The organism is Vibrio sp. ZF 223 (assembly GCF_003050585.1).
Taxonomy (GTDB): domain Bacteria; phylum Pseudomonadota; class Gammaproteobacteria; order Enterobacterales; family Vibrionaceae; genus Vibrio; species Vibrio crassostreae.
Genome location: NZ_PIGB01000001.1, coordinates 270,830 through 294,064, shown reverse-complemented (window position 1 = coordinate 294,064; position 23,235 = coordinate 270,830). Strand labels below are relative to the sequence as shown.

Sequence of the window (23,235 nt, the reverse complement as noted above, 5' to 3'; positions counted from 1 at the left end):
TGACGTTAAATATAACTGAATGAAAGTCACAGCTTATCGGTTTACTTTACAGCGTATCAATGGTAATTAATTAACTGTTAATGATTTGTTGTTTGCTAGTATTTATTAGAGTGTTTCTGCTGATTTTTTAGTCTTTTATTGAGCGTGTTGATGCCCTCAATGTCAGCGTTTTGTGAGGAAGAGGTTTAGGATGGATCCTATTTTATATATCGAAGTTGGCGGGGTAACTTGGCAGGTATTTCCTGACGGTACTTGGCAGCCATTACCTGCTACGCAAGCGAAGGTCGATGGTGTGCAAGTTGTGAGTATTGAACCTCAGAGCTTGGAGCAGACTCAACCTCTGACAGAACCGCAAATAGAAGCGGTAGAACAACAGTTGGAAGAGGTTGTTCAACAGCTTGTAAACAACATTGAAAGCTCGCCAGAACAGCCGAGTGCTTCAAACGACCAACCTAGCGCTAGTGCCTCTTTTATTGCCTATGTCCGATCTACACTCGACGAAACCCTGGCAGAAGCCGGTTTTGATACTCGACCAACAGAATATTTTGAAGACGACACAACTTCCAATGAAGGCAACCTCGACATACTTTTACCGAGTGCCGCGTTAACCGTAGATATTTTAGATGGTGGTGATGGTTACGAAAACCAGTTCGAAGTACCTTCAGTCACGATAACGGGGACCGCTGTTGATGTTCGAGACGGACGTACCGTTCTTCTAACGATCACTGACATTAATGGTAATACGGTAACCACAACGGCAATCACAAGCGATGAAACTTATGTGGTAAACGGAGTCGATCTCTCTTCACTGGCTGAGGGGGATCTTAACGTCGACGCGATCATCGCCGATGACTTTGGTAACAGCATTGCGGCCAACGACTCTACAATCAAAGACACCCTAGCCACAATCGATGTCGACTTTGATGGTTTTGGTGACGAGTTTTACAACCAATTTGAAATTGCCAACGGAGCGCTAGTCGGCACCGTTGCCAATGTTGAAGATGGTCAGACGATAAGCATTTCCATTACTGATAGCCAAGGCCTCACCCAAGAATACACAACGACCGTATCGGGTGGTACATGGACACTAGTTTCTCAAGATTATTCTAGCTTTGCAGAAGGTGATCTCACTGTCGTTGCTAGTACTGTTGATATTGCAGGAAACCCTACAACAGCGACCGATACCATTGTTAAGGACACGCTTGCGAGTATTACAGCAAGTGTTGATGATGGCGGGGATGGTGTTCTCAACAGTTTCGAAATCCAATCTGCCAAATTCTTTGGTACTGTACAAAATGTTGAGGATGGCCAAACGGTCAACATCCGAATTTCAGATAGCACCACCAACGTGATCGTTCTAACGGCAACGGTTGTGAATGGTGCTTGGTCTGTCGAAGGCGTCGATTTAACGAGCTTTGCAGATGGCAGTATTTCCATTGAGGCTGACACTATTGATATCGCAGGTAACCCAGCGAATGCAGTAAATAGTGCAGGGGGCATTGTTATTGATACTGTTTCGCCAGTTATTGATATTGATACGTTAGATGGCTTTAGTATTTTGGCATTCCGTAGTGGCCAACTTACCACCATGCAGGGTACAACCAATGTTGCAGAAGGGCTCCCAGTTTACATTGAAGTAAGCGATGGGACTCAGACCCTAGTCTTTGAAGGTATTGTTGATTCTGCGGGTAACTGGCTGGTGGAGAATATTGATATTTCTGCCCTAGATTCACCTTCGGAATGGATGATTGACGCAAAAGTTTTCAATACCGTCGGCAACGAAGCCATCGATGACATGCCAACGATTATTCTTCCTGAGTCTGTAGTGTTTTCGGAAAACGTCATCGGTATTTTTGGCGATGAAACACAAACATCCGATATCCGTATCGATTTTGCAGATTTGTCATTTGGTGATGATCAAAGTTTAGCTGAGTCATTAACTTCTCAAGGCTTAACGATCACTGTCGTGGTATCGGCTGACAAGCAAAGCTTGGTTGGAACACGAAGCGATGGCCAAGTTGTATTTGATGCCGCGATTTCCGGCAGTAACGTAAACATCAACTTCTATCAGGCGATCGATCAAGAGGCTGGTTTAGACTCAATTCAGACCGCTCTGGTCATTGAGGGTTTACAAACGGATGCGGATGGTACCACAGAGCTCGTTATTGGCCATTTACCTATTGTTATTAAAGATTCTGACCCACTCATTTTTGATGAATCTTATGAAGTTATTGAAGGTGAAGTGGTATCTGGCAATGTACTCAATAACGACATCGATCTTGATACCCAGCTAACCATAAAAAGCGTTGAAGTTGATGGGTTGACACAAACAATATCAGGCAGTGCCCCTGTATCATTTACTCTTGATGAAGGTGTTTTAACCGTCTTTGCAAATGGTCACTGGACGTTTGTCGCCAACAGAAACTTAGATCACACCGTAGCTCAAAACATCACTTTCAACTATGTCGCAGGCGATAGCAGTAATGATTTCGGAACTGGTACGGCAGTCATCGATATTTTTGATGGTGATGCGGGGTTAGTTGTCGATGGGACAACGACCAGCTCTGAAGGTGACGTATCTGATGGAGTCCAAACTGTCGTCAGTCAGTTTACTGTTTCCGCAGGCTCAGATAATCCAGATCCCGCCTCGATTGTCTTTAATACCAATACCTTAGTGCAGCTAGACGCCTTGGGCTTAACGACTGGAGATGAGGAGTTCCCACTAACTTACACGTTAGCCAATGATGGTAAAACGATTACCGCACAAGCAAATGGTGAAACGATATTCACACTAACGTTGAGTGCGGTTGCTAGTGGTATTGATGTTCTCGCAGATGTCACATTAGTCCTAGAGCAGCCTATAAACCACCTGATCAGCAACGATTCTATTACCCTGCCACTTATCATTGATGGAGAAGACTTAGATGGTACTGCTTTAGAACAAGGGCAGTTTGATTGGATTATCCAGGATGGGGGCGATCCGGTACTAACTTCAACTAGCAATGCTGCTGTGGACGAATCTGATCTTATTAATGGCAGTGTTTCTGATACTGGTATGTTTAATCTCAACGTCGGGAGTGACTTTGTCGAGTCCGTATTTTTCGGTGCTGCAGATCAGCCGCAGTTATTTAGTGGCGGTGTACAGATCATTTATGTGGTCTCTGCGGATGGAAGTGAACTTACTGGCTATGTTGGTTCTGAAAGTGCTGACAATAAAGCATTCACCTTGAGCTTTACCTCTCCTTCAGGTGAGGCGGATACTGATGTTACTTATACTTTTGAACTCTTTAAGGGGCTTGACCAAGATAACATTACAGACCAACTTCCATTCGTTGTTACCGCCAAAGATGATGACAATGATGTAACCAAATTAACCTTGAATGTATCAGTGACTGATGGCGGTGAACCAACGATTGGTTCAGGAACGGTTGAACTGAGTGAAATTCCCGTGGCTGATAGTACTCCATCGGGAGTTGGGTCAACAGCAAACGTGAGCTTAGCCGTTACCGCAGGGAATGATCCACTGGTTTTCTTAGGTTTGGATGTGACTACGGGCCAAGCTGTTCTTGATAGCGATGGTATAGCGGTAACCAGCAATGGTGAAGCGCTGACTTGGCGTGATAACGGTAATGGTACCTTTGATGCGGTTCTTGGCAATGGTGATGCTGTTTTCAGAGTCAAATTACCAGATAGCTTCAGCCTTGAAGCCAATGGCTCAACAAGCGTTGATGTCGTTATTGAGCTGTATCAGTCCATTGATCATGGCTCAGGTTCTAAAGACACCGAGCTGACGATTCCAGCTTCTATCGTCACCATTGATTCCGATGGTTCTAGAGACTCGCAAGCGTCTGATATAAAAATCTATGACGGTAAAGATCCTGAAATTTCGGTGACTGGAGGCATCTCAGTTGATGAAGATGGTTTGCTAGGAGATGGTCAGCAAGTTGGAGTCGAAGATAGCAGTCCTTCTTTAGGTATTATTGAAGGCTCTGATGATGTTGTTTCTGTCACGGTCAACACCGCTGCTTTTGATTCACTTGGCTACACCAGTGCTGGGAAAGCGATCTCCCTTAAAGCTGCTGATTCTGATGGTTGGTATTATGGGCAAGATACTGACGGCAACAACGTATTTAGGATTCGCTTTAATACTGACGGAACCACTGAATTTGATCTCTACGCACCACTAGACCATGCCACGGGCGATGGTGAAAACAATCTAGCTCTTAATTTTGAACTGACAGTTAATGATGCGGATGGAGACAGTTCTGATCCTGCTATTTATTCTGTCAACGTAACAGATGATGTTCCGACTGCTCGAGATGGTTCTATTGAAATGGTTGAGGGTGATAACCTCAATGGACAGTTCCTAACCGAAGAATTTGCAGGCGCAGACGGCGCAGAAATTATTAGCTTCACTTATCGAAATGCCACGTATACCTTTGATAACGTCGGTACACCGATCACGATCAATCTAATTAATGATTATGATGGCGGTTCCACTTACGGCCAGTTTACGCTCTCACCAGATGGTAGCTACCAGTTAACTACGAACCAGAATGTAACGACTAATCCTGCCGATCCTAAGATTGTCGATGACATTGATTACTTGGTGCGAGATGCGGATGGCGATGAAGTCGTTAGTAACGCAGAGCTTATATTGGATGATAACGAAGGTTTTATTCGTTATGAAGATTCTGAAACCACAGAAGATAACGATGCGATTATTGTCGTCAGTGTCTCAACCGGTGATATTGACCAAAGCGAAACGGTTACGGCTATCGAATTCTCTGAAGCATCGCTAAACGGTGGTAGCTTGTACCTTGATGGGGTGCTACTTCAAGTTGTTGACGGCAAGGTCACCTTATCAGGAAGTCAGCTGACAGCGATTGATAGTCAGTTTACTGGTCCGAATGGACAGTTAACCTATCGTCCGGCCCTCCATGAATCCAATACGACGTCGACGGTTATTTTGGCGATTAACGCCATCATTAGCACGGATACGGTTCCAAAAGAACTCACAGCCGATATTGCGGTTTCTGTTTTACCTGTTGCAGACGCTCCCGATTGGTCTGATTCAGTATTCACTTATCAATCTGTGGAAGATGACGCTGACCCTATCAAGCTTGATATTACCGCTCAACTCGTTGACCAAGATTCGTCGGAAACACTAACTTATACGATAAGTGGTATTCCCGATGGTCTGAATATCACCTTGAACGGAAATGCCGTTCAAGAGGGTAAGGAGTACACTCAGAATCAAATCGACAAAATGGAAATCAGAGCTGATGAAAACTTGGCGGGTCGATTTGAATTTGAAATTACTGCGATTGCCACTGAATCCGGAAACTCCTTCGATGATCCTGCCGATAAAACGGCTGATAATGTTCATACTGTCATCGTAGAGATCTCTCCTGATGCGGATAAACCAATTTTATCTGTTAAGGATTACAAAGGTCTGGAAGATGAACCTATTTATTTAAAAGATGTTATTGAGGGGACCCTGACAGACACTGATGGTTCTGAAACTCTGAGCTACATTATTGAAGTGCCGGAAGGTTGGTCAATTCTAGGAGAAGGTACTGCTGTAATTGGAGCAAATACTTACTTCGTTCCTGCGAGCGCAATCGAAAATGGTGTTGCTTATATTCAGCCCAAAGAGGACATCAGTTCCTTTACTGAAGACTTATCTATAAATGTAACAGCGGTTGCAACAGAATCGACTATCGATTCACTTATCCCAATTAACGGGCAGGCATCAAGCGATACTAAAACCATTGATATTTTCTTAAAAGGTGTAGTGGATGAGCCTATCGTTGTGGACGGAGGCAACGCGCACTGGGAGTACAATAGCGATACTAAAGTTATCAGTAATCAATCGGTGCTTAACGAAGATGGTTTGATTCGACTGGATTTTGTGGTCCAAACTTCGGACGACGATGTTTCAGAAGAGATTAACGTACTGCTAACCAACATCCCTGAGGGAACTTTGCTGGTGGATGCGTTGGGTCAGCCCGTATCGCTAACGATTGCGTATGTGGATGATGTCACTGGGCCGGTATTCCAAGTCTCTAACGCACAATTGAATGATTTGTATCTTAAGCCAGTTGCTGATTTCAGTGGGGAACTGGAACTTACCGTTATCGCTATTTCAACTGAGCCTGATGGTGATTCGGGTGAGTTCCCGATGACGTTAAAAGTAGAGTTAGCGCCTGTTGTTGATCAAGAAGATGGTCAAACAGTTAGTACTCAAGGTATTGAAGACAGCCAAATTGGATTGAATCTAGAGCCATCAGTGAATCAAGATGTTGATGGAAGTGAGTCTTTAACGGGTTATGTGATTGACAGCCTTCCTGCTGATCTGACTCTTTATTTTGATGGCAGTGTAATTGATGTGCTGGTTTCAGGGTTAGATTTAGAAAGCTTATTAGACTCTACGACGCCAACACTGTCCGAGCTTTTAAGTAGCGGAAGACTGTCAGTCACCGCTACTGAAGATTTGAGCGGTACATTTTCGATCCCAATTACCTATGAAGTTACCGATACTTCGCCGACAGGCGCGACTGATGTAAAGGATATTTCAGGATCAATCAGTGTCACCGTAGATGCAAGGGTCGAGTCAGATACTCGTTTGGAGAGTTCTGGTCAGCTATACATTAGTGATGACGGTTCTCCAGTCAACGTGTCGGATGCGGTTACTTTTGTTGACGCAGATATGGATGGCTCAGAGTACTTGGATTATATCTTGATCGATGTGCCTGATGGCTATTCGCTGATTATCGACCACCCGAACGGAGCCGCTCAAGATATTTCAGGAAACTGGATTATCTCTGCAAACGGCCTGACGAGTGATTCTATCCAAGAACTGGCTCAAGAAATCTTAAGTGGCATGACGATCTCCAGCCCAAGCGACACCCCTGTGTTAGATATTGTGGTGCGTGCTCGTGTTATTGATGGCGAAGATTCGAAATATATTGATACCTCATTCCAAATTCAGATTACAGGCCATGACGGCGGGGGCGGTTCTTGTGACCCTGTTGGGCCTCCAAGTCCAATCCAACCAGATGGTGATATTAAAACGCCAGAAGGTGAAGATATCGATCTCACGGGTCTATTAAATACTGATGTTGCCAGTGACCCAGACAACACTATCTCTTTCTATATTCCGGCCGATTCTCTTCCTGAAGGCGTTGAGATTTCAGGTGATGGTGTTATTGCTGAATATGACGCGGCTGGCGAAGTCGTCGGTTATTCGATTACTGCTGATGGCCTATCGAAGTTATCGCTAACTGGGTTAGATGAAGACTTTGCAGGGTGCATTGACTTTACTATAGAAACGGTCGAAACCTCGCCGTGTAATGGTGAAACAGTCACGACAAATCAAACGATCAGCATTCAAGTGCTACCTGTTGTCGATGACATTACGGTTGCAACGGATTCGACAACAATCCAAGAAGACATCACTACGGATCTTAATCTTGAGCTTGTTCTTGGAGATAGCGTTGAAGACGGCCAGTTAATCACGGGTGAAGGCAACAGCGCTACTGGTAAAGAAACCGTTAACTCTCTGACTATCACAGTATCAAATGGTGTGACATTGTCGGAGAGTCCTGCCGATACTGGCTTGTTGGTTGATAACGGCAATGGTACTTGGACGCTAACCGATCCTAGCCGTTTGAGTGATGTGTTGGTGACACCACCTGAACATTACAGCGGCGAAATTACCTTAACGGTAACAGCCAATATTACCGATGAAGCGGATTGCGTGGCTGAAACGGATACACAAGATAAAACGACCGTAGTGACGATCACGGTTGAACCTGTTGCTGATGCGGCAAACTTAGTAACGCAAGATATTGTCGGCGATGAAGACAACTATATTTCATTATCATCACTTAGCGCAGAGCTGATTGACCAAGATGGCTCTGAAAATATGTCTTTGGCATTAAAAGGTGTACCTGAAGGCGCCGTGGTTGCGATAAAAGTGGGAGACTCTTATGAGTTGGTTCCAAACAATGGCGCAGATGGCGGCACGTTCAATGGAAACCCTACTTATGAGTGGCAATTAGATCCAAGCCAACTTGCGAACTTGGTCATTATGCCACCGAGAGATTTCAGTGGAGACATGAACCTGGTGCTTGAGGCAATCACTCAAGAAATCGGCACCACTGAAATCCGCTATACCGAATCTGACTTTACCGTTGGTGTGAACCCAATTGGTGATAAGGTGGAATTCTTCGACTTACCTGAACAGATGACTGGCAGTGAAGATGAAGGCATTGTTATTCCACTTGATGCTAATAGCTTCGAGACCAACAGTGATGAGTTCTTATTAATTACAGTCACAGTGAATGGGACTTCTGATCCTTCGGGTTTAATTGGGCTTGATAGAATTCGTATTGGCTCTGAAACAAGCTCTTTCACTAATGTTGGCGGCATCATACAGGCTACGATCCTCGTTAAAGCAAGTTCTGTTGATGAGCTTGAGTTCTTTGCCGGAGACGCTTGGGGTAACCTCGATATTACGATCACTGGTCAAACGGTTGACCAAAATACGGTGCTTGGTAATTTGGTCACAGATACTGGCGAACCAAGTTCACAAGATATGACTTTGGTAATTACACCTGAGCCCGATGCTCCTTTGCTAAGCCTTGAATACCCATCAATTGTCGCTGAAGCGAGCGGCTCGATTCCTCTTGGTTTAGACCTTTCTCTCGTTAATCCTGCTGATTCCGAAGAGGGTTTTATTACCATCTATGACATCCCAGCAGGTTTAACTTTCTCGCATGGTTCTATGGTCGATGGTCAGTATGTCGTGGAATTAGCGGATGTGCCTAATTTAGCGATTACCGGGGGCTACAACAGTGGTGATCAGTTTGATCTAACGATTGAGCCATCAGCCGAAATCGGCAATAACCAAGCAGTAGGGCTCCCGCAAACCGTATCGGTTGAATTTGTGGCGGAAGGTGACTCTACGATTACCGCGACAGACGATAACGACTTGTTGATTGGCGGTACCGGCTCTGACAATTTTGTGTTTGAATCATCAGGTTTGGGCAGTGCTGGGGCACCAAGTTACGATGTGATTCAAGATTTTGATGCGTCGCCAGACACTGATGCGATTGACCTGACGAGTATTCTAGGTAGCTTGGATCTTAGTACTGGAGTACAAGCTCGCAATTACTTAGACCTTGAGGAGTCGGGCGAAGGCGTAACCATTTCTATCAAGCCTAATGGTGACGAAGATGTTCAACAAAACATCTTGTTGGCTGATGTCACGTACGACGATTTGTATCAAGGTGATAGCAGCAGTGTTTTAGAAGCACAAATTTTACAAAAAATGATAGATGACAACAACTTAACGCTGTAAGTTAGATGTACGGTCTATAAAAGGAAGTTTAGATTGGTAGAACAAAAAGACAGCTGGCTAGGTTGTGTAGAGTGGTTATGTGAGCATTTTAATGTTCGAAGCCATCCTTCCAAAATAGTGTCTGGCCTACCTTTAGTCGAAGGAAGGCTCAATGAGTCCCTTTTCCCAAGAGCGATTGAGAAATCAGGCTTGACTCTGAGTCATGTAAAAAAAGAGTTGCTGACTCAATGTCAGTTTCCGGTTGTTGCCGTTAATTCTGCGACAGGGATGCCTCTTGTCGTCACCCAAAGTTCCGGTGTTGACTTTCATGTATTGGATTGCGGAACCAATTCAAGCCAACAAACCCTCTTAAAAGATTTGGTTACTCAAGTGGAACCGTATGTGTGGCAAGTGGGTGCTCAAGCGCTTGATGATGCTCGTGTACAATCCCATGAACGCAGTGACAGTAAATCCAACACTCGTTGGTTATGGCGTGTCGTCAAAGAAGTGAAACCTTGGTACCGAGACCTGTTTATCGCTTCGTTCTTGATTAACGTATTGGCGCTAGTCGTTCCGCTCTTTACCATGAACGTATACGACCGTGTGGTACCAAACCAAGCGTTCAACACTCTTTGGGTACTGGCCGCCGGTGTGGGTATTGTTGTTGTTTTTGATTGGGTATTGAGAAGCTCACGAAGCTCTGTGACTGATATGGCGGGGCGCTATATAGACAACAAGTTGTCTTCTCAACTGTTCTCTAAAGTACTCGGTATGAAGTTGGAAAATCGACCTCAATCGGTAGGTGCATTTGCCAGACAGCTTCAAGACTTCGACAGCGTGAAAGACTTCTTCACTTCCATCTCTTTGGTCACGTTAGTCGACTTACCGTTCACCTTGTTGTTCCTGTTCCTTATCGGTTGGCTCGGTGGGGCGATGATGTTCATCCCAGTTGCCATCATGTTGGTGCTGATTGTGTTGAGCATAGCGATGAAAGGCAAAGTCGAGAAAACATTCGATGAAACCGCGCGTTTATCAACACAAAGACAAGCGCAGCTGTTTGATTGTTTAACGACCCTTCCGGACATCAAACAAAACAACGCGGAAGGTATTACTCAAAAGCGTTGGGAGCAGACTATTTCATCGCTTTCTCAATGGCAGACTCAATCTCGTCATTACTCAAATATCGTGACGCACTCTATTCAATCCAGTCAGCAGATTGTCACCATTACTCTGATCATCTTCGGTGTGTATCAAATCTCAGAGGGCTTGCTAAGTATGGGTGGGTTAATTGCTGTCGTGATGTTGAGTGGACGCGCTGCAAGCTCGGTGAATCAACTTTCTCTTTTAATGCTGAGATTCCAACAAACACGATCGGCTGTTGAAGGCCTAAATCAGATCATGGAGCTACCTCAGGAAGAGTCTAAGCACCAAGTGATCGATAAGGGCGACTTTGATGGCGGGGTTAGGTTGGATGAAGTCACATTTACCTATCCAGAAACTCAAAGCCCAGCGTTAAAGGAAATCTCTCTTGAGATAAAACTAGGTGAACGAGTTGGCCTTGTTGGTGCAGCAGGTGCGGGCAAAACAACCCTACTATCGATTGTTGCTCGTCAGTATTTACCCACAACAGGTCAAGCTTTCTATCAAGAAATCGATGGGCAATTATGGCCAACCAGTGTCTTGCGCAGTGGCATGGGCTGGGTAGGGCAAACCACTAATCTTATCTTTGGCAGTGTTTACGACAACGTCACGCTTGGTGCGACTAACGTTGATGAAGAGAAGCTAAGACAAGCGCTACAACAGTCGGGTTTGAATGGCTATATGGGGCGCTTAAGCAATGGCTTAGAAACGCCAGTTGGTGAAGGTGGCCGATTGCTTTCAGGAGGCCAACGCCAAGCTGTGGCTATCGCAAGGGCGCTTTATCGTTGTCCAAAACTTTTGATCATGGACGAACCAACCAGCGCGTTAGATAACCAAGCTGAAATACAGTTCTTCAATGCATTGCAAAGCATGCCGAGAGAAACTTCGATGTTAATCAGTTCGCACAAATCTTCGTTCTTGATGATGTGTGATCGAGTGATTGTTTTGGACAAAGGTCAGATCGTGGCTGAGGGTGAGCCAAAAGATATCCTCTCTCTACAGAAGAAAAGTGCACCCAAAGGGACCAGTCGTTTTAAGACGGTTTCAGTGGTGAAGGGAGGTCGTCATGAGTAATGATATTCAGTGGACCAACAATCACTTGGCATTCCGTTCTCGTAAGCTGATTTGGCTAAGTGCTCTACTCATTGTCTCGATTATCGGTTGGGCGACATGGGCAACATTAGAAGAGGTCGTGATCGGTGAAGGCAAAGTTGTACCTAGTCTTTCTGTTCAAACCATTCAGAGCCTAGAGGGCGGTTTAGTTCAAGAGATCATGGTGCGACAAGGTCAATCTGTCGTGAAAGGTCAGCCTCTGGCAAAGCTGGAAGACACGCGTTTTAAAGCGGCTTTTTTAGAGTCGGCTCAACAAGCGGATACCTTACTGGCTCAACAATTAAGATTGAAGGCTGAACTGTCGACTGTTGTTTTAAATAACGACGCGAAAGAGTGGTATGAGCGAGTGGTCTTGGTGCCACAAGATATTGCTGTTGATGTATCAAGTCATCCGGCGTTAATGAATGCAAAAGCGAACTATCGAGAGCGTTTAGGACAGTTGAAATCGGAACTCGAAGAGGCGGCACTTCGTATTGAGCAACAAGACCAAGCGCGTGTTGATACGCTGAATAATATCCAGACCTTAGAAAGTAGTCTCGATATCGTTATTCGTGAGCGCAACATGCTCAAAGACGTGGTCGCGAGCGGCGCGGTTGCTGAAGTCGAATTGCTGAAACTGAACCGTGATGTGGTGAAGCTGAAAGGCGATATTGCCAGCTCAAAAGTAGCGGCTCAAAAACAGATAGCCGCCTACTCAGAATCGATAGCGGATCATCGCAGCATCGCACTCGATTTTCGTGCCAAGGTACAAGGTCAATTAAATGAGGTGGCCAGTAAAATCGCGCAATTGAACGAAAGCCAACAGGCGATTGCCGACCAGCTGAAACGAACGGAAATTTTAGCGCCCGTCGATGGCACGGTGAAAGAAATATTTGTTCGCACGATTGGCGGTGTGGTGAGGCCAGGTGAGCCGATTATTGAGCTGATTCCATCGAACAGTCAGTTGATTGTTGAAGCCAGAATCTCGCCACAGGATATTGCCTTTGTGCATAAAGGTTTGGGCGCCACGATTAAATTCACTGCTTATGATTTTGTCATTTATGGCGGGCTTAAAGGCGAGGTCACTTATGTCAGTGCCGATGCCTTGCAAACAGAAGATGGCAACGCCTATTACCGAGCCCATATTCAGTTAAACGAAGACCAGCAACAAAACTCTGCCTTTAGCATTATCCCAGGGATGCAAGTCGCGGTTGATATCTTGACCGGCGAAAAAACAGTATTGAGTTATTGGTTAAAACCTATTTTACGAGCTAAGGAAAACTCACTTCGCGAGCGATGAAGTGGGTTAAAGCATAAATATAAAAGGAAGTGTAATGCATTCAAAATTCTTACTCTCTTCTTGCTTACTGATGAGCGGGCTGTCTCAAGCAGCCTCATTGGAAGAGTCCGTGGCCTTTGCCATAGACTATAGCCCAGAGATCTTGGCGCAGTACTCCCGATACCAATCGGTGATAAGAGACGGTGATGCTGCAGGCGGTTTGTATATGCCGCAAGTCAATTTGTACGCAGCGGCAGGTTATGAAGAGACGCGTTATAACAGTGGTAGCAAACTCGACACCGATGACCGTGGTCTAACGCGAACGGAAATCGGCGTTAAAGTTTCCCAGTTACTATTCGATGGTTTTAAAACAACGGCGAATGTTGACCGACTCACGTTCGAAGCCGAGGCTGAACGTTTAACCCTGATTTCACGTGCTGAAAATGTTTCTTTAGATGTGGTGAGAAACTACCTCGATATTCTAAAAGCAGAGACGCTGCTTGAGCTGTCCAAGCGTAATGTAAAAGAGCACCAAGAAATCTATCAAGACATCCAAGACAAAAAGAGCAAAGGCCTGAGTAGTAACTCGGATCTGGCTCAAATATCTGCTCGTGTTGCGACGGCGCAATCTTCATTGATAGCAGCTCAGAACAACCTGTTTGATTTGCAAACTCAGTACCTACGTTTAGTGGGCAAGCCTGCGGTGAACTTGGTTTATCCCCGTTTTGATTACGCACTATTACCAAGCTCAGCACAGGTCGCACTTGAACAAGCTGTCGAGAATCATCCAGAAATCAAAGCCTCCTTGCTTGATATCGACGCCGCTCGTAAAGAGATGCGTAGAGAAAAAGGCGATTACTATCCAGAGGTAAAACTGGAACTTCATGCCAACAAAAATGACAACGTGTCTAACCCACCGGGTGGTGTTGATGAAGACGCCAGAATCATGCTGACCATGGATTACGATCTGTTTAACGGTTTCTCTACCGACTCTCGTGTTGAATCGTCAGCGTGGCGTGTCGAAGAGGCAAGAGCAATTCGTGTTAGAACCGAGCGTGAAGTAAAAGAGGGCACCCAGCTTGCTTGGAATGCCTACAAGATGCTTGAACAACAAAAGTCTCTACTTCAACAGAATGTGGACGCGGCCAAAATTGCAGAACTGGGTTACATCCAACAATTTAATGTAGGCAGACGAAGCCTATTGGATGTGCTGGACGCAAAAGTGGAAGTGTTCTTGGCTCGACGAAACTTCATCAGCACAGAATATGATCAAACGTTAGCAGCATACCGCGTACTGAACGCGATGGGCATGTTGACCTACGCATTAAGGGTTGAACACCCAGAAGAGTGGCAAGGGGAGAACAAGTAATGAGATATTTTAAACTAGCGCTACTTAGTTCTATCTTGCTAATGGGTTGTGCTGAAACGCCCGATACGACAATGACTCGCCATCAAATTGATGATCTAGCGGATGATGACCGTGATGGGGTGATTAACCAACGCGATCTTTGTGCTGATACTCCAGAAGGCGTGACGGTAGACATTAAAGGCTGTGCCAATTGGAAAATCGTCGAAGATGTTGAAGTGTTAAGCGTGGCATTTGATTTCGATAAGTATGAACTTAAACCTGAACATACTGCGGTACTCAATGAACTTGTTCGTTTACTGGGTGAACAGCCAGATGCATCGGTGACTTTAGTTGGCGATACCAGTTCAGAAGGTACAAACACTTATAACAAGGTACTGGCGAAGAAAAGGACTGGCGTGATTCGAGATGCACTGATCGACAGAGGCATCGATGGTGAGCGAATTTTCGAACAAGAATTTACTCAGATAACCAGCTTAACTCAGCATCTTCATAAGCGTAAGCGCAGGACCATTGCAGTGTTAAAAACAGAAAGCATGGAAGTGAATCCATCTTGGAATATCTTCACCTCAGAGATGCAGCTCGACAGTAACAGCGATGTTGAATCCAAGACATCGATTGATCCAGTAGGAGGCCAGTAATGAAACGTCTATCTAATAAACCGGGCTTACTGCTTGCTGCTGTACCTATGTTGTTCTCGGCATCGACGTTTGCGAATGATGCCAGTGAAATTGGTTTGGTCACGATTGAGCCGAATATGCAGGGTCTTGTTGAAGACTTACTCAAGAGCCAAGAGATTGACCTAGAGATCTTGTTGAGTGACAGCGTACCAGAGCAGATGATCATGCAACGCTCACGTGTTGGTATTACGTCCAAAAAGTGGACTGACAAAGAGATGGCTAGGTTCGACATGCGCTACGGCTATAGACCGACAGAACTGATGTTTACCGCCGACGTGATTGCGATTCTAGCGAATGAGAATAACCCAGCAACATCCATCAGTGTCGCTGAACTTATCGATGTGTTTGGTTGCTCTAACGACCCTAAACATCCCAAATGGTCACCAAGCAGTGATATCCGTAATGGTGAAAGCCTAGATACCCACATGTTGCCTTTCGCTATCGACCATAACCTGAAGGGGCATACCACCTTTTCAAGTTGGGTCGAGTGTGGAACGGAGGGAGAATATGCCCATACTCAGTTCTTAGCGGATTTACCTGATCTGATTAACAAGATTGAAGACGAAGATGCCGCGATTGGTTACACCGTCTACTCAGATCAAATCTCGGATGTGAAATGGCTGAGTGTGGTTGATAATCTTGGGGTGAACTACGACTTAAACAAAGAGACGATCCTCTCTGGTCGTTACCCATTAGCGACGGTTTATTACATGTACCTGAATATTCCAGCGCATCGTAAAGGGTTTACTGAGCAAGAGAAGTTCTTTGTTGGACTAACTTTGTCGGAAGAGCATCAAAGCGTGTTGAACCAATACGGCTTCATCAGTTTGCCGCCAGAAGCCATTCAACGTAATAAAGTAAGACTATCGCTTGAAGAGCCTGTAATAGAAGGTGGCTATAAATAATTAGTATAATGTGTTGTATGTAAATCGTCGGGATAGTACTGTTAGTCCCGTAATGGTTCTCAACGTGACGGATTACGTTATTCGGCGATAGAATTTATCTAGCGGGCATGTATGCCCGTTTTTTTTCGCCTAAAATTTGTCGGTCAGGCGTTTGTTTGTTGATTGGTCACGTATAATGAACGCTTCATGCCGCACGAGATAAGCACAATTAATGAGAACTCTTCCTGTCTTAATCCTACCTTTTTTATTGGTTTTGAATGCCATTGCATTTTCTACGCAAGCAACCGAAAGCTGGTGGCTGCGAACGGTATTCAACACAAGTTCAGATCAACCAAGTTCTCAAAACTATATCAACGATGTCGATCTTATGGATTGTGGTGATGTAGAAGGTACTCTGCTGTGCAGTGACCAAACCAAATATTACGATCTGGATGTTTATGTTGAATTGGAGCTAGGTGAATCAAGCATTGAAGTGGTTCGCTTAACCTTGCCATATTCGAACTTAAGTTATACCAAGCTTCAGGCTTACCTTCGTCAAGATGGCTTTGCTCTGAGTTCAATGCGTATTGGGGAAGATGAGTTCGATGTCGTCGCTCAACTCGAACACGCAAAACGTGAGGGCGTTGGTTTTGATGAGGTAGATAAGCAGCTCGTAGAATTTATTAATGCACCACACCATTCATCTGATCAAGTGAGTTTATGGAACGTTCCTAACTCATCATCTGCTAGTTCGTCTTCTCCTTGGGTTCAGTTACAGAGTGATGGTGATAACTTAACGGTTGAACTAAATCGCTTTTAATTGCTCAAATTTATAGATGCTTTCGTAATTCATTAGAGTAAACAAGCCTTTTGGAATAACGGTTCACGGGCAGACAGCAAGTTATTATTCATTTAAGTGTTCGTTTTTCTGTGGCTCTCACATTTTTGGCAAGCGTTTACTTTTGCCATTTGTTATACGTTGAGCCTTAGGTAAAACGAGCTTAGGATACGTTCAGTATTGATAAAGGAGACAACCCATGGTTGCAAGAGTAACGACAGCGCCACAAGGCCCAGAACTTTCTGAGTTGGTGCAAGGATACTGGCGTACAGCTGAATGGGGCATGACCCCGCAACAACGCCTGACTTTCCTTAAGCAGCACATTGATCTTGGCATCACAACTGTTGATCACGCGGATATTTACGGTAACTACCAATGTGAAAAGTTGTTTGGTGAAGCATTAGCACTCGAGCCAAGCCTTCGTGATGATATTCAAATCGTCACCAAGTGCGATATCAACTTGTGTGGTGACCACACTCCTGATCGTAAGATCAATCACTATGACACCAGTGCACACCACATTTACCAATCAGTAAATAACTCACTAGAGCGTTTAGGTGTAGCCGAACTGGATGTATTGCTTATTCACCGTCCAGATGTACTGATGGATGCGGATGAAGTGGCAGAAGCGTTCGCAGAATTACACAAAGTCGGTAAAGTTAAGCACTTCGGCGTCTCTAACTTCTCACCACGTCAATTCGACTTGCTGCAATCTCGATTAGGCAAGCCACTCGTCACCAACCAAGTTGAAATCAATCCACTGAACTTCGAAGTTGCCCATGACGGCACGCTAGATCAACTGCAGATGAACCGCATTCGCCCAATGGCGTGGTCTTGTCTTGGTGGCGGTAGCATCTTCAGTGGCGATTCAGCGCAAGCGATTCGTGTTCGTGATGAGCTAGAAGCGATTCGCAAAGAAGTGGGTGCCGACAGCATTGATCAAGTGATCTACGCATGGGTACGCCGTTTACCGTCTAACCCAATTGCCATTATTGGCTCTGGTAAGATTGAGCGCGTTGAGACAGCTGTTGATGCACTGAAAATTGAACTGACTCGCGAGCAGTGGTACCGCGTATGGGTTGCATCTAAAGGTCACGGTGTGCCATAGAAAGCAATTCATATAGAAGCGAAAGCCAGCTAAGAAAGCTGGCTTTTTTGTGTTCGCCTAACCTATTTCTGCAAAACTGTGATTAAGGTGGAATAATTTTCAAAAACACTCATAATGCACTCTGTTTTTCACCAGTTGGATATTTCCATTGAGCACTTCAAAATTCTCTTCAATCGCCCTTAAACCAGAGCTTCTAAATACGTTAGATTCTCTTGGTTATACTGAAATGACGCCGATCCAAGCGTTAAGTCTTCCTACTATCCTAAATGGCAAGGACGTTATCGGTCAGGGTAAAACGGGTTCAGGTAAAACAGCTGCTTTTGGTTTAGGCGTGCTGCAGAACCTACGCGTTAAGCGTTTCCGTGTTCAGTCTTTAGTGTTATGTCCGACTCGTGAGCTTGCAGACCAAGTAGCAAAAGAGATCCGTACTCTTGCTCGTGGTATTCACAATATTAAAGTGCTGACACTATGTGGCGGTATGCCAATGGGCCCACAGATTGGTTCATTAGAGCATGGCGCACACATTCTTGTGGGCACTCCTGGTCGTATTCTTGACCACCTAGAGAAAGGCCGTATTGACCTGTCTGAGCTGAACACACTTGTGTTAGATGAAGCGGATCGCATGCTAGAGATGGGTTTTCAAGACGCTTTGGACGCAGTGATTGAAGCGGCGCCAAAAGAACGCCAAACTCTGCTATTCAGTGCAACTTTCCCTAAACAGATCAAATCTGTTGCAGACCGCATTATGCGCAACCCAGAAATGGTGAAGGTTGAGTCAACGCATGACCACTCAAGCATCCAGCAACACTTCTACAAGCTAGAAGGTTCTGAAGCTCGTGATGATGCTCTAGAGTTGCTGCTACTTCATCACCAACCGGAATCTGCGGTTGTGTTCTGTAACACTAAGAAAGAAGTGCAGAACGTAAACGATGAGCTAAGCCACCGTGGTTTCAGTGTTATCGAACTTCATGGCGACATGGAACAGCGTGAACGTGACCAAGCTTTGGTTCAGTTCTCAAATAAAACCATCTCGATTCTAGTGGCGACAGACGTTGCGGCTCGTGGTCTTGATGTTGATAACCTAGATGCTGTATTCAACTTTGAATTGTCTCGTGACCCTGAAGTTCACGTACACCGCATTGGTCGTACTGGCCGTGCAGGAAGCAAGGGCGTTGCTATCAGCTTCTTTAGTGAGAAAGAGATGTACCGTGTTGCTCAAATTGATGAGTACATGGATATGCCGATTGAGCCATCTGAGCTTCCAGCAAAACCCATTGCTAAGCCGTACTACTCAAACATGGTAACCATTCAGATTGATGGCGGTAAGAAAGCTAAGCTTCGTGCAGGTGATATTCTTGGTGCATTGACTGGTCAAGGTGGTATTGATGGTAAATCAGTAGGTAAGATCAACTTGTTCGCAATGCGCGCTTACGTTGCTGTAGAACGCTCTGTAGCTAAGAAAGCACTGAACAAGATCGAATCAGGTAAAATGAAGGGTCGTCAATTCCGCGCCCGAATCTTGAAGTAATTCGAGATTGAACCCCTTTGCTGCGATATGTCTAATTAATGATATTGCTAACTAATGACATTGCAGTAAAGGGTGTTCCACAAAATGCCACTCAAGTTTCTTTGTTTAGGTTTATCGACCTAGTCCTCTATATCAAAGCATTATTCATCGGGTCTTATCGAATAAAGATCGTTGATATGTTTTCCTTCGTTAATATACCAATTCATCGCTTCCTGTCGATTGTGAACGAATATCGTAATTGTGGTTATTGAACCATCGTCAAAATAACAAAGCTCATATTCTAAATCGCTTGGGTGCTCAGGAATAGCGGCCATAGCTTGCCTCCCAAATATCAATCATTTGAAAACACGCTACCCCGTTTCTTTTATAGAGTTCGTATTAGGTCAAATGAGTAATAAAAATCAAGTTATATCACTGCCGTTAATTATTTTTAGTTTAATCATTTGCCTAAATAGACGGTTTAGCAAGGTGAAGTCTCAATTTATCTGAAAGTTTTTACGATCAGCTGCTTTTATAGCTAATGTTATAAGATCAAGGGTGAATCTGATAAATCTGTTTACAGGTTCGCTGATCAGTAAAGGGTTGTGAGAGGGTGAAATGAGAAAATGCCGTTGGTTAGTGACATTGGTGTGCTTTCTATTTGCTGGGTGTGGGACGAAATTCGCCTATAACAATATCAGTTGGTTTGCGGTCAGCTATATCGAGGACTTTGTTTCGTTATCCAATAACCAAGAGTCCGAGTTAGAAGCCCGTTTAGACTCATTGCAAGCTTGGCATAAAGAAACTCAACTTCCTCAGTATATTTCTCAATTAGAAGCGATTCAAAGTATTGCTCGTGCCGATATGAATTCTGCGTTTATCGTCGACCAAAGTGAGCAAATTAAGAATCATATTCGTGCGATCGTTAATAAGTTTGCACCCGATGTTTACGCGTTAAGTATGCAACTTAGCCCTAAGCAAGATAGCGAGTTCTTAAAAAACTTTAGAGAAAAACAGCAACACTATTACGAAGAAAGATTGTCGTTGAATGACGAAGACTCCAGAGAGCGATATCGAAATCGCATAGAAGAGAGACTAGAGCGATGGCTAGGATCGGTGTCGAAACAACAAAAGCAGATTATTTATACTTGGTCTCAAGAGTGGGTAAATACCAACGATAACTGGCGCCAATATCAAAATAATACCTACCAAGATCTCACAACACTGATGGAAAAGAAGAGTGATCTACATATCGCTCAGCCAATTATTATGAACTTGCTTATGAATAACGAAGCTTATTATCCAGACGAATTGGAATCTGAGCTTAATAAGAATATGCAGACATCAGCCAAATTTTTGGTGGATATCGCCGCAATCAGTAGTGATAAGCAATGGTCTTATTTCCTGAATGAATTAGACAGTCTCAAGTCAACGCTAGTGACACTGCAGGAGTAGGGCACGAGTAAGCTTCGTTAATAACTAAAAAGGCTGATTGTGTTAAACCAATCAGCCTTTCAAACATTATCGTATGGTAAGGATTTTAACCTCGATTACTCATCAGCAACTTTGGAATAGAGCCTTTCGCTGTCTTCGATATTTTTTGCATCAGTTGAAAGCTTGGTTGCTGAATACCGTGGTCGCTTTGCAGCTCATCAATCATCAATAACCACAGTCTAGCTGTCATTTCTGAATCGGCTAACGCTCTGTGGAAGGTGCCGTCGTTGTCGATATTCTTGAAACGCACAAGGTCGCCTAGCTTATGAGTCGGTGCGTCTTGGATTAGGCGGCGAGCAATCAGCATTGAGCAGGCAAATTGTCCATTGTAATCACGACCAATGTTATCTAACTCTGCATCAAGAAAGCGTTTATCAAATGAGGCATTGTGAGCGACAAGTTGGCTGTCTTGAATGAAGTCTGCAAATTCATCCATCACTTCACTGCAACTGGCCGCTGTGCTTAACATGCGGTTACTGATTCCGGTATAGCCTTCAATGAATCCACTGACACGAAACCCTGGGTTCATGAGTTGTTGGAAGGTGTCGACGACTTCGCCATTAACGAGTTTCACCGCACCGATTTCAATCGCTCGGTCACCCATATTTGGTGATAAGCCTGTGGTTTCGAAATCGAGAACGATAACGGAGTCTGCGGAGTGTGTAGCCATCGTGTTTCCTAATTGCTATTGGGTGGTATCGTTTTATATGAGGCGTTTGGTGCTGCTATTAATAAGTTATTGATTATTGCTGCTGATAGTGAGCTCAGTGTAACCCGTCGAATCATCATGCTCTCTGTGGAAGGTCAAAGTATCGTAACGGTGAACAATCAATTCAGCGGTGGTGGCGATAATCGTTCCCTCCAGCAGATGCCCGCCAATCACATCGCCATTCTCATCAGCAACGGATATATGAACGTGCTGATGGTTAGGCGTTAACGTTGCCATCACAGATACGATTTCGAACGGAGCTTGAACTAGCTTGGTGTTGTTGGCATTAGCTAAGCGAATATTGAGTTGAGAAACACATCCTACACAAGACGCAATAGAGCCCGCGGAGATATTGTGTGCTGTCACTAGCCTCTGGATCTCAAGCTTTAGGTCTTGGCCTCGGGTTAATCTCGTTGCGATAGGAGTAATCATCTCAATACCTCTGTTTTATCTGTGTATCAAAGAACAAAACGAAGCCACAGAGGGCTTCGTTTAAGTAATACGCCGGCTAACACGTTATCGCTGCTAGTTAAGCTTTGATAGTTACTTGCCTTCTTTCTCTTGCTGTTCTCTTTTCTTCTTAGGAACGAAGTTCAATACTGAAATTGGTACTTCTTTGCGTGGTTCGAAACCTTCAACAACGCGACGTTCAATCAAGTGACCGAGACGCTTTTCAATAATGCACAGGTTCTTGAAGTTATCTTTCGATAGGAAAGAGATCGCTTCGCCAGACGCATCAGCACGGCCTGTACGACCAATACGGTGAACATAGTCATCAGCAGGGAAAGGCATGTCGTAGTTTACCACGCGGCTTAGGTTGTCGATATCGATACCACGAGCAGCAACGCCAGTCGCTACCAAGTACTTTAGACGACCTTTCTTGAAGTCAGCCAAGATCTTTTCACGGATCGCTTGGCTGCGTCCACTGTGGAAAGCTTCTGCCTGAATGCCACGCTTTTCAAGTTGAGCCACTAACTTAGCCGCGCCATGTTTAGTTTCGATAAAGATAAGCGCTTGATCCCAATTACCTTCGGTAATCATGTGGCTCAATAGTGCTGACTTACGGTCTTTATCTACCGTTACCAACCATTGCTCAATGTTCGCTTTAGACGCGTCAGTTTTCGCAATTGAAATCTCTTCCGCTTCACTGATAGCACTTTTCGCTAGCGCACGAACTGGCGTTGAAAGCGTTGCCGAGAACAGTAGGTTTTGGATGTCTTGTGGTAAACGCGCAATGATCTTGTTGATGTCTTCAATGAAACCCATGTCTAGCATGCGGTCTGCTTCATCAAGAACCAATACTTCAACTTCATCAAAGTGAACGGCACGTTGTCCGTACATGTCGATCAAACGACCTGGAGTTGCAACCAGAATATCAACACCTTCAATCAGACGATCTTTTTGATGTTGGTAAGACACGCCACCGTACATCGCTAATGAAGTTAGGTTTAGGAACTTAGCGTACTTAGTGATGTTCTGTTCAACCTGAACAGCCAGCTCACGAGTCGGTGTAAGAATCACGGCGCGAATACGTTTTTTACGCTGCGTTTCACCTTTGCTTAGCATTTCTAAGATAGGGAGAACAAAGCTCGCAGTTTTACCTGTACCCGTTTGTGCTGCCGCAATAAGGTTCTTACCAGAAAGTACAATCGGAATTGCTTTTTCTTGAATAGAGGTTGGCTTTTCATAGCCTTGTTTTGCAACGGCTTTAACAATAGGTGAGCTTAATCCAAGCTTGGAAAATGGCATAAGTTTCTCGGTATGATTTGGCTAAATAGCGATGGAAAGGTTT

At 44.6% G+C, this 23,235-nt stretch carries 14 protein-coding genes; 10 read left to right on the top strand and 4 right to left on the bottom strand.

The features are described 5' to 3' along the window. Window positions 1-190: 190 nt before the first annotated feature. The 9 genes from CWO13_RS01280 (at window position 191) to dbpA (ending at window position 19,261) form a co-directional block, all read left to right on the top strand. Window positions 191-9,367, top strand: a complete 9,177-nt coding sequence (locus CWO13_RS01280) for a T1SS-143 repeat domain-containing protein (RefSeq protein WP_108082398.1) — start codon at window positions 191-193, stop codon at window positions 9,365-9,367. Between the two features lie 33 nt (window positions 9,368-9,400). Beyond that, window positions 9,401-11,560 carry a type I secretion system permease/ATPase gene (locus tag CWO13_RS01275; RefSeq protein ID WP_107898390.1) on the top strand — a complete coding sequence of 720 codons (2,160 nt, stop codon included), beginning with the start codon at window positions 9,401-9,403 and terminating at the stop codon, window positions 11,558-11,560. Beyond that, complete coding sequence (locus tag CWO13_RS01270; protein ID WP_107898391.1) at window positions 11,553-12,878, top strand: HlyD family type I secretion periplasmic adaptor subunit; 1,326 nt, start codon at window positions 11,553-11,555, stop codon at window positions 12,876-12,878. The genes CWO13_RS01275 and CWO13_RS01270 overlap by 8 nt, the downstream gene beginning before the upstream one ends. A gap of 34 nt (window positions 12,879-12,912) precedes the next feature. Next, on the top strand, window positions 12,913-14,226 hold the full coding sequence (locus CWO13_RS01265; protein ID WP_107898392.1) for a TolC family outer membrane protein: 1,314 nt from the start codon (window positions 12,913-12,915) through the stop codon (window positions 14,224-14,226). Then, a complete protein-coding gene (locus CWO13_RS01260) occupies window positions 14,226-14,864 on the top strand; it encodes an OmpA family protein (protein ID WP_107898393.1) in 639 nt (212 codons plus the stop codon). The genes CWO13_RS01265 and CWO13_RS01260 overlap by 1 nt, the downstream gene beginning before the upstream one ends. Next, on the top strand, window positions 14,864-15,808 hold the full coding sequence (locus CWO13_RS01255; protein WP_107898394.1) for a PstS family phosphate ABC transporter substrate-binding protein: 945 nt from the start codon (window positions 14,864-14,866) through the stop codon (window positions 15,806-15,808). The genes CWO13_RS01260 and CWO13_RS01255 overlap by 1 nt, the downstream gene beginning before the upstream one ends. 211 nt (window positions 15,809-16,019) lie before the next feature. Beyond that, on the top strand, window positions 16,020-16,607 hold the full coding sequence (locus CWO13_RS01250) for a hypothetical protein (protein WP_107898395.1): 588 nt from the start codon (window positions 16,020-16,022) through the stop codon (window positions 16,605-16,607). Between the two features lie 217 nt (window positions 16,608-16,824). Continuing rightward, entirely contained in the window at window positions 16,825-17,733 is a 909-nt protein-coding gene (locus CWO13_RS01245) for an aldo/keto reductase (RefSeq protein ID WP_107898396.1), read from the top strand. A 148-nt stretch (window positions 17,734-17,881) separates the two neighbouring features. Then, entirely contained in the window at window positions 17,882-19,261 is a 1,380-nt protein-coding gene (gene dbpA / locus CWO13_RS01240) for an ATP-dependent RNA helicase DbpA (protein WP_017064348.1), read from the top strand. A 140-nt stretch (window positions 19,262-19,401) separates the two neighbouring features. Here the strand turns inward: dbpA and CWO13_RS01235 are convergent, their stop codons facing one another. Further along, on the bottom strand, window positions 19,402-19,575 hold the full coding sequence (locus CWO13_RS01235; RefSeq protein WP_055319358.1) for a hypothetical protein: 174 nt from the start codon (window positions 19,573-19,575) through the stop codon (window positions 19,402-19,404). Between the two features lie 283 nt (window positions 19,576-19,858). Here CWO13_RS01235 and CWO13_RS01230 point away from each other — a divergent pair, with 283 nt between their 5' ends. Beyond that, window positions 19,859-20,695 (top strand): DUF6279 family lipoprotein, encoded by an 837-nt coding sequence (locus tag CWO13_RS01230; protein WP_102433102.1) that lies wholly within the window; start codon window positions 19,859-19,861, stop codon window positions 20,693-20,695. An 85-nt stretch (window positions 20,696-20,780) separates the two neighbouring features. Here CWO13_RS01230 and CWO13_RS01225 read toward each other — a convergent pair whose 3' ends face one another. The 3 genes from CWO13_RS01225 to CWO13_RS01215 form a co-directional block, all read right to left on the bottom strand. Then, complete coding sequence (locus CWO13_RS01225; protein ID WP_102433103.1) at window positions 20,781-21,404, bottom strand: 3'-5' exonuclease; 624 nt, start codon at window positions 21,402-21,404, stop codon at window positions 20,781-20,783. A gap of 66 nt (window positions 21,405-21,470) precedes the next feature. Then, window positions 21,471-21,875: a PPC domain-containing DNA-binding protein gene (locus CWO13_RS01220; protein ID WP_055319356.1), complete on the bottom strand. Its 405-nt coding sequence runs from the start codon at window positions 21,873-21,875 to the stop codon at window positions 21,471-21,473. 111 nt (window positions 21,876-21,986) lie between these two features. Further along, window positions 21,987-23,192, bottom strand: a complete 1,206-nt coding sequence (locus tag CWO13_RS01215) for a DEAD/DEAH box helicase (RefSeq protein WP_048661141.1) — start codon at window positions 23,190-23,192, stop codon at window positions 21,987-21,989. Window positions 23,193-23,235: the final 43 nt, after the last annotated feature.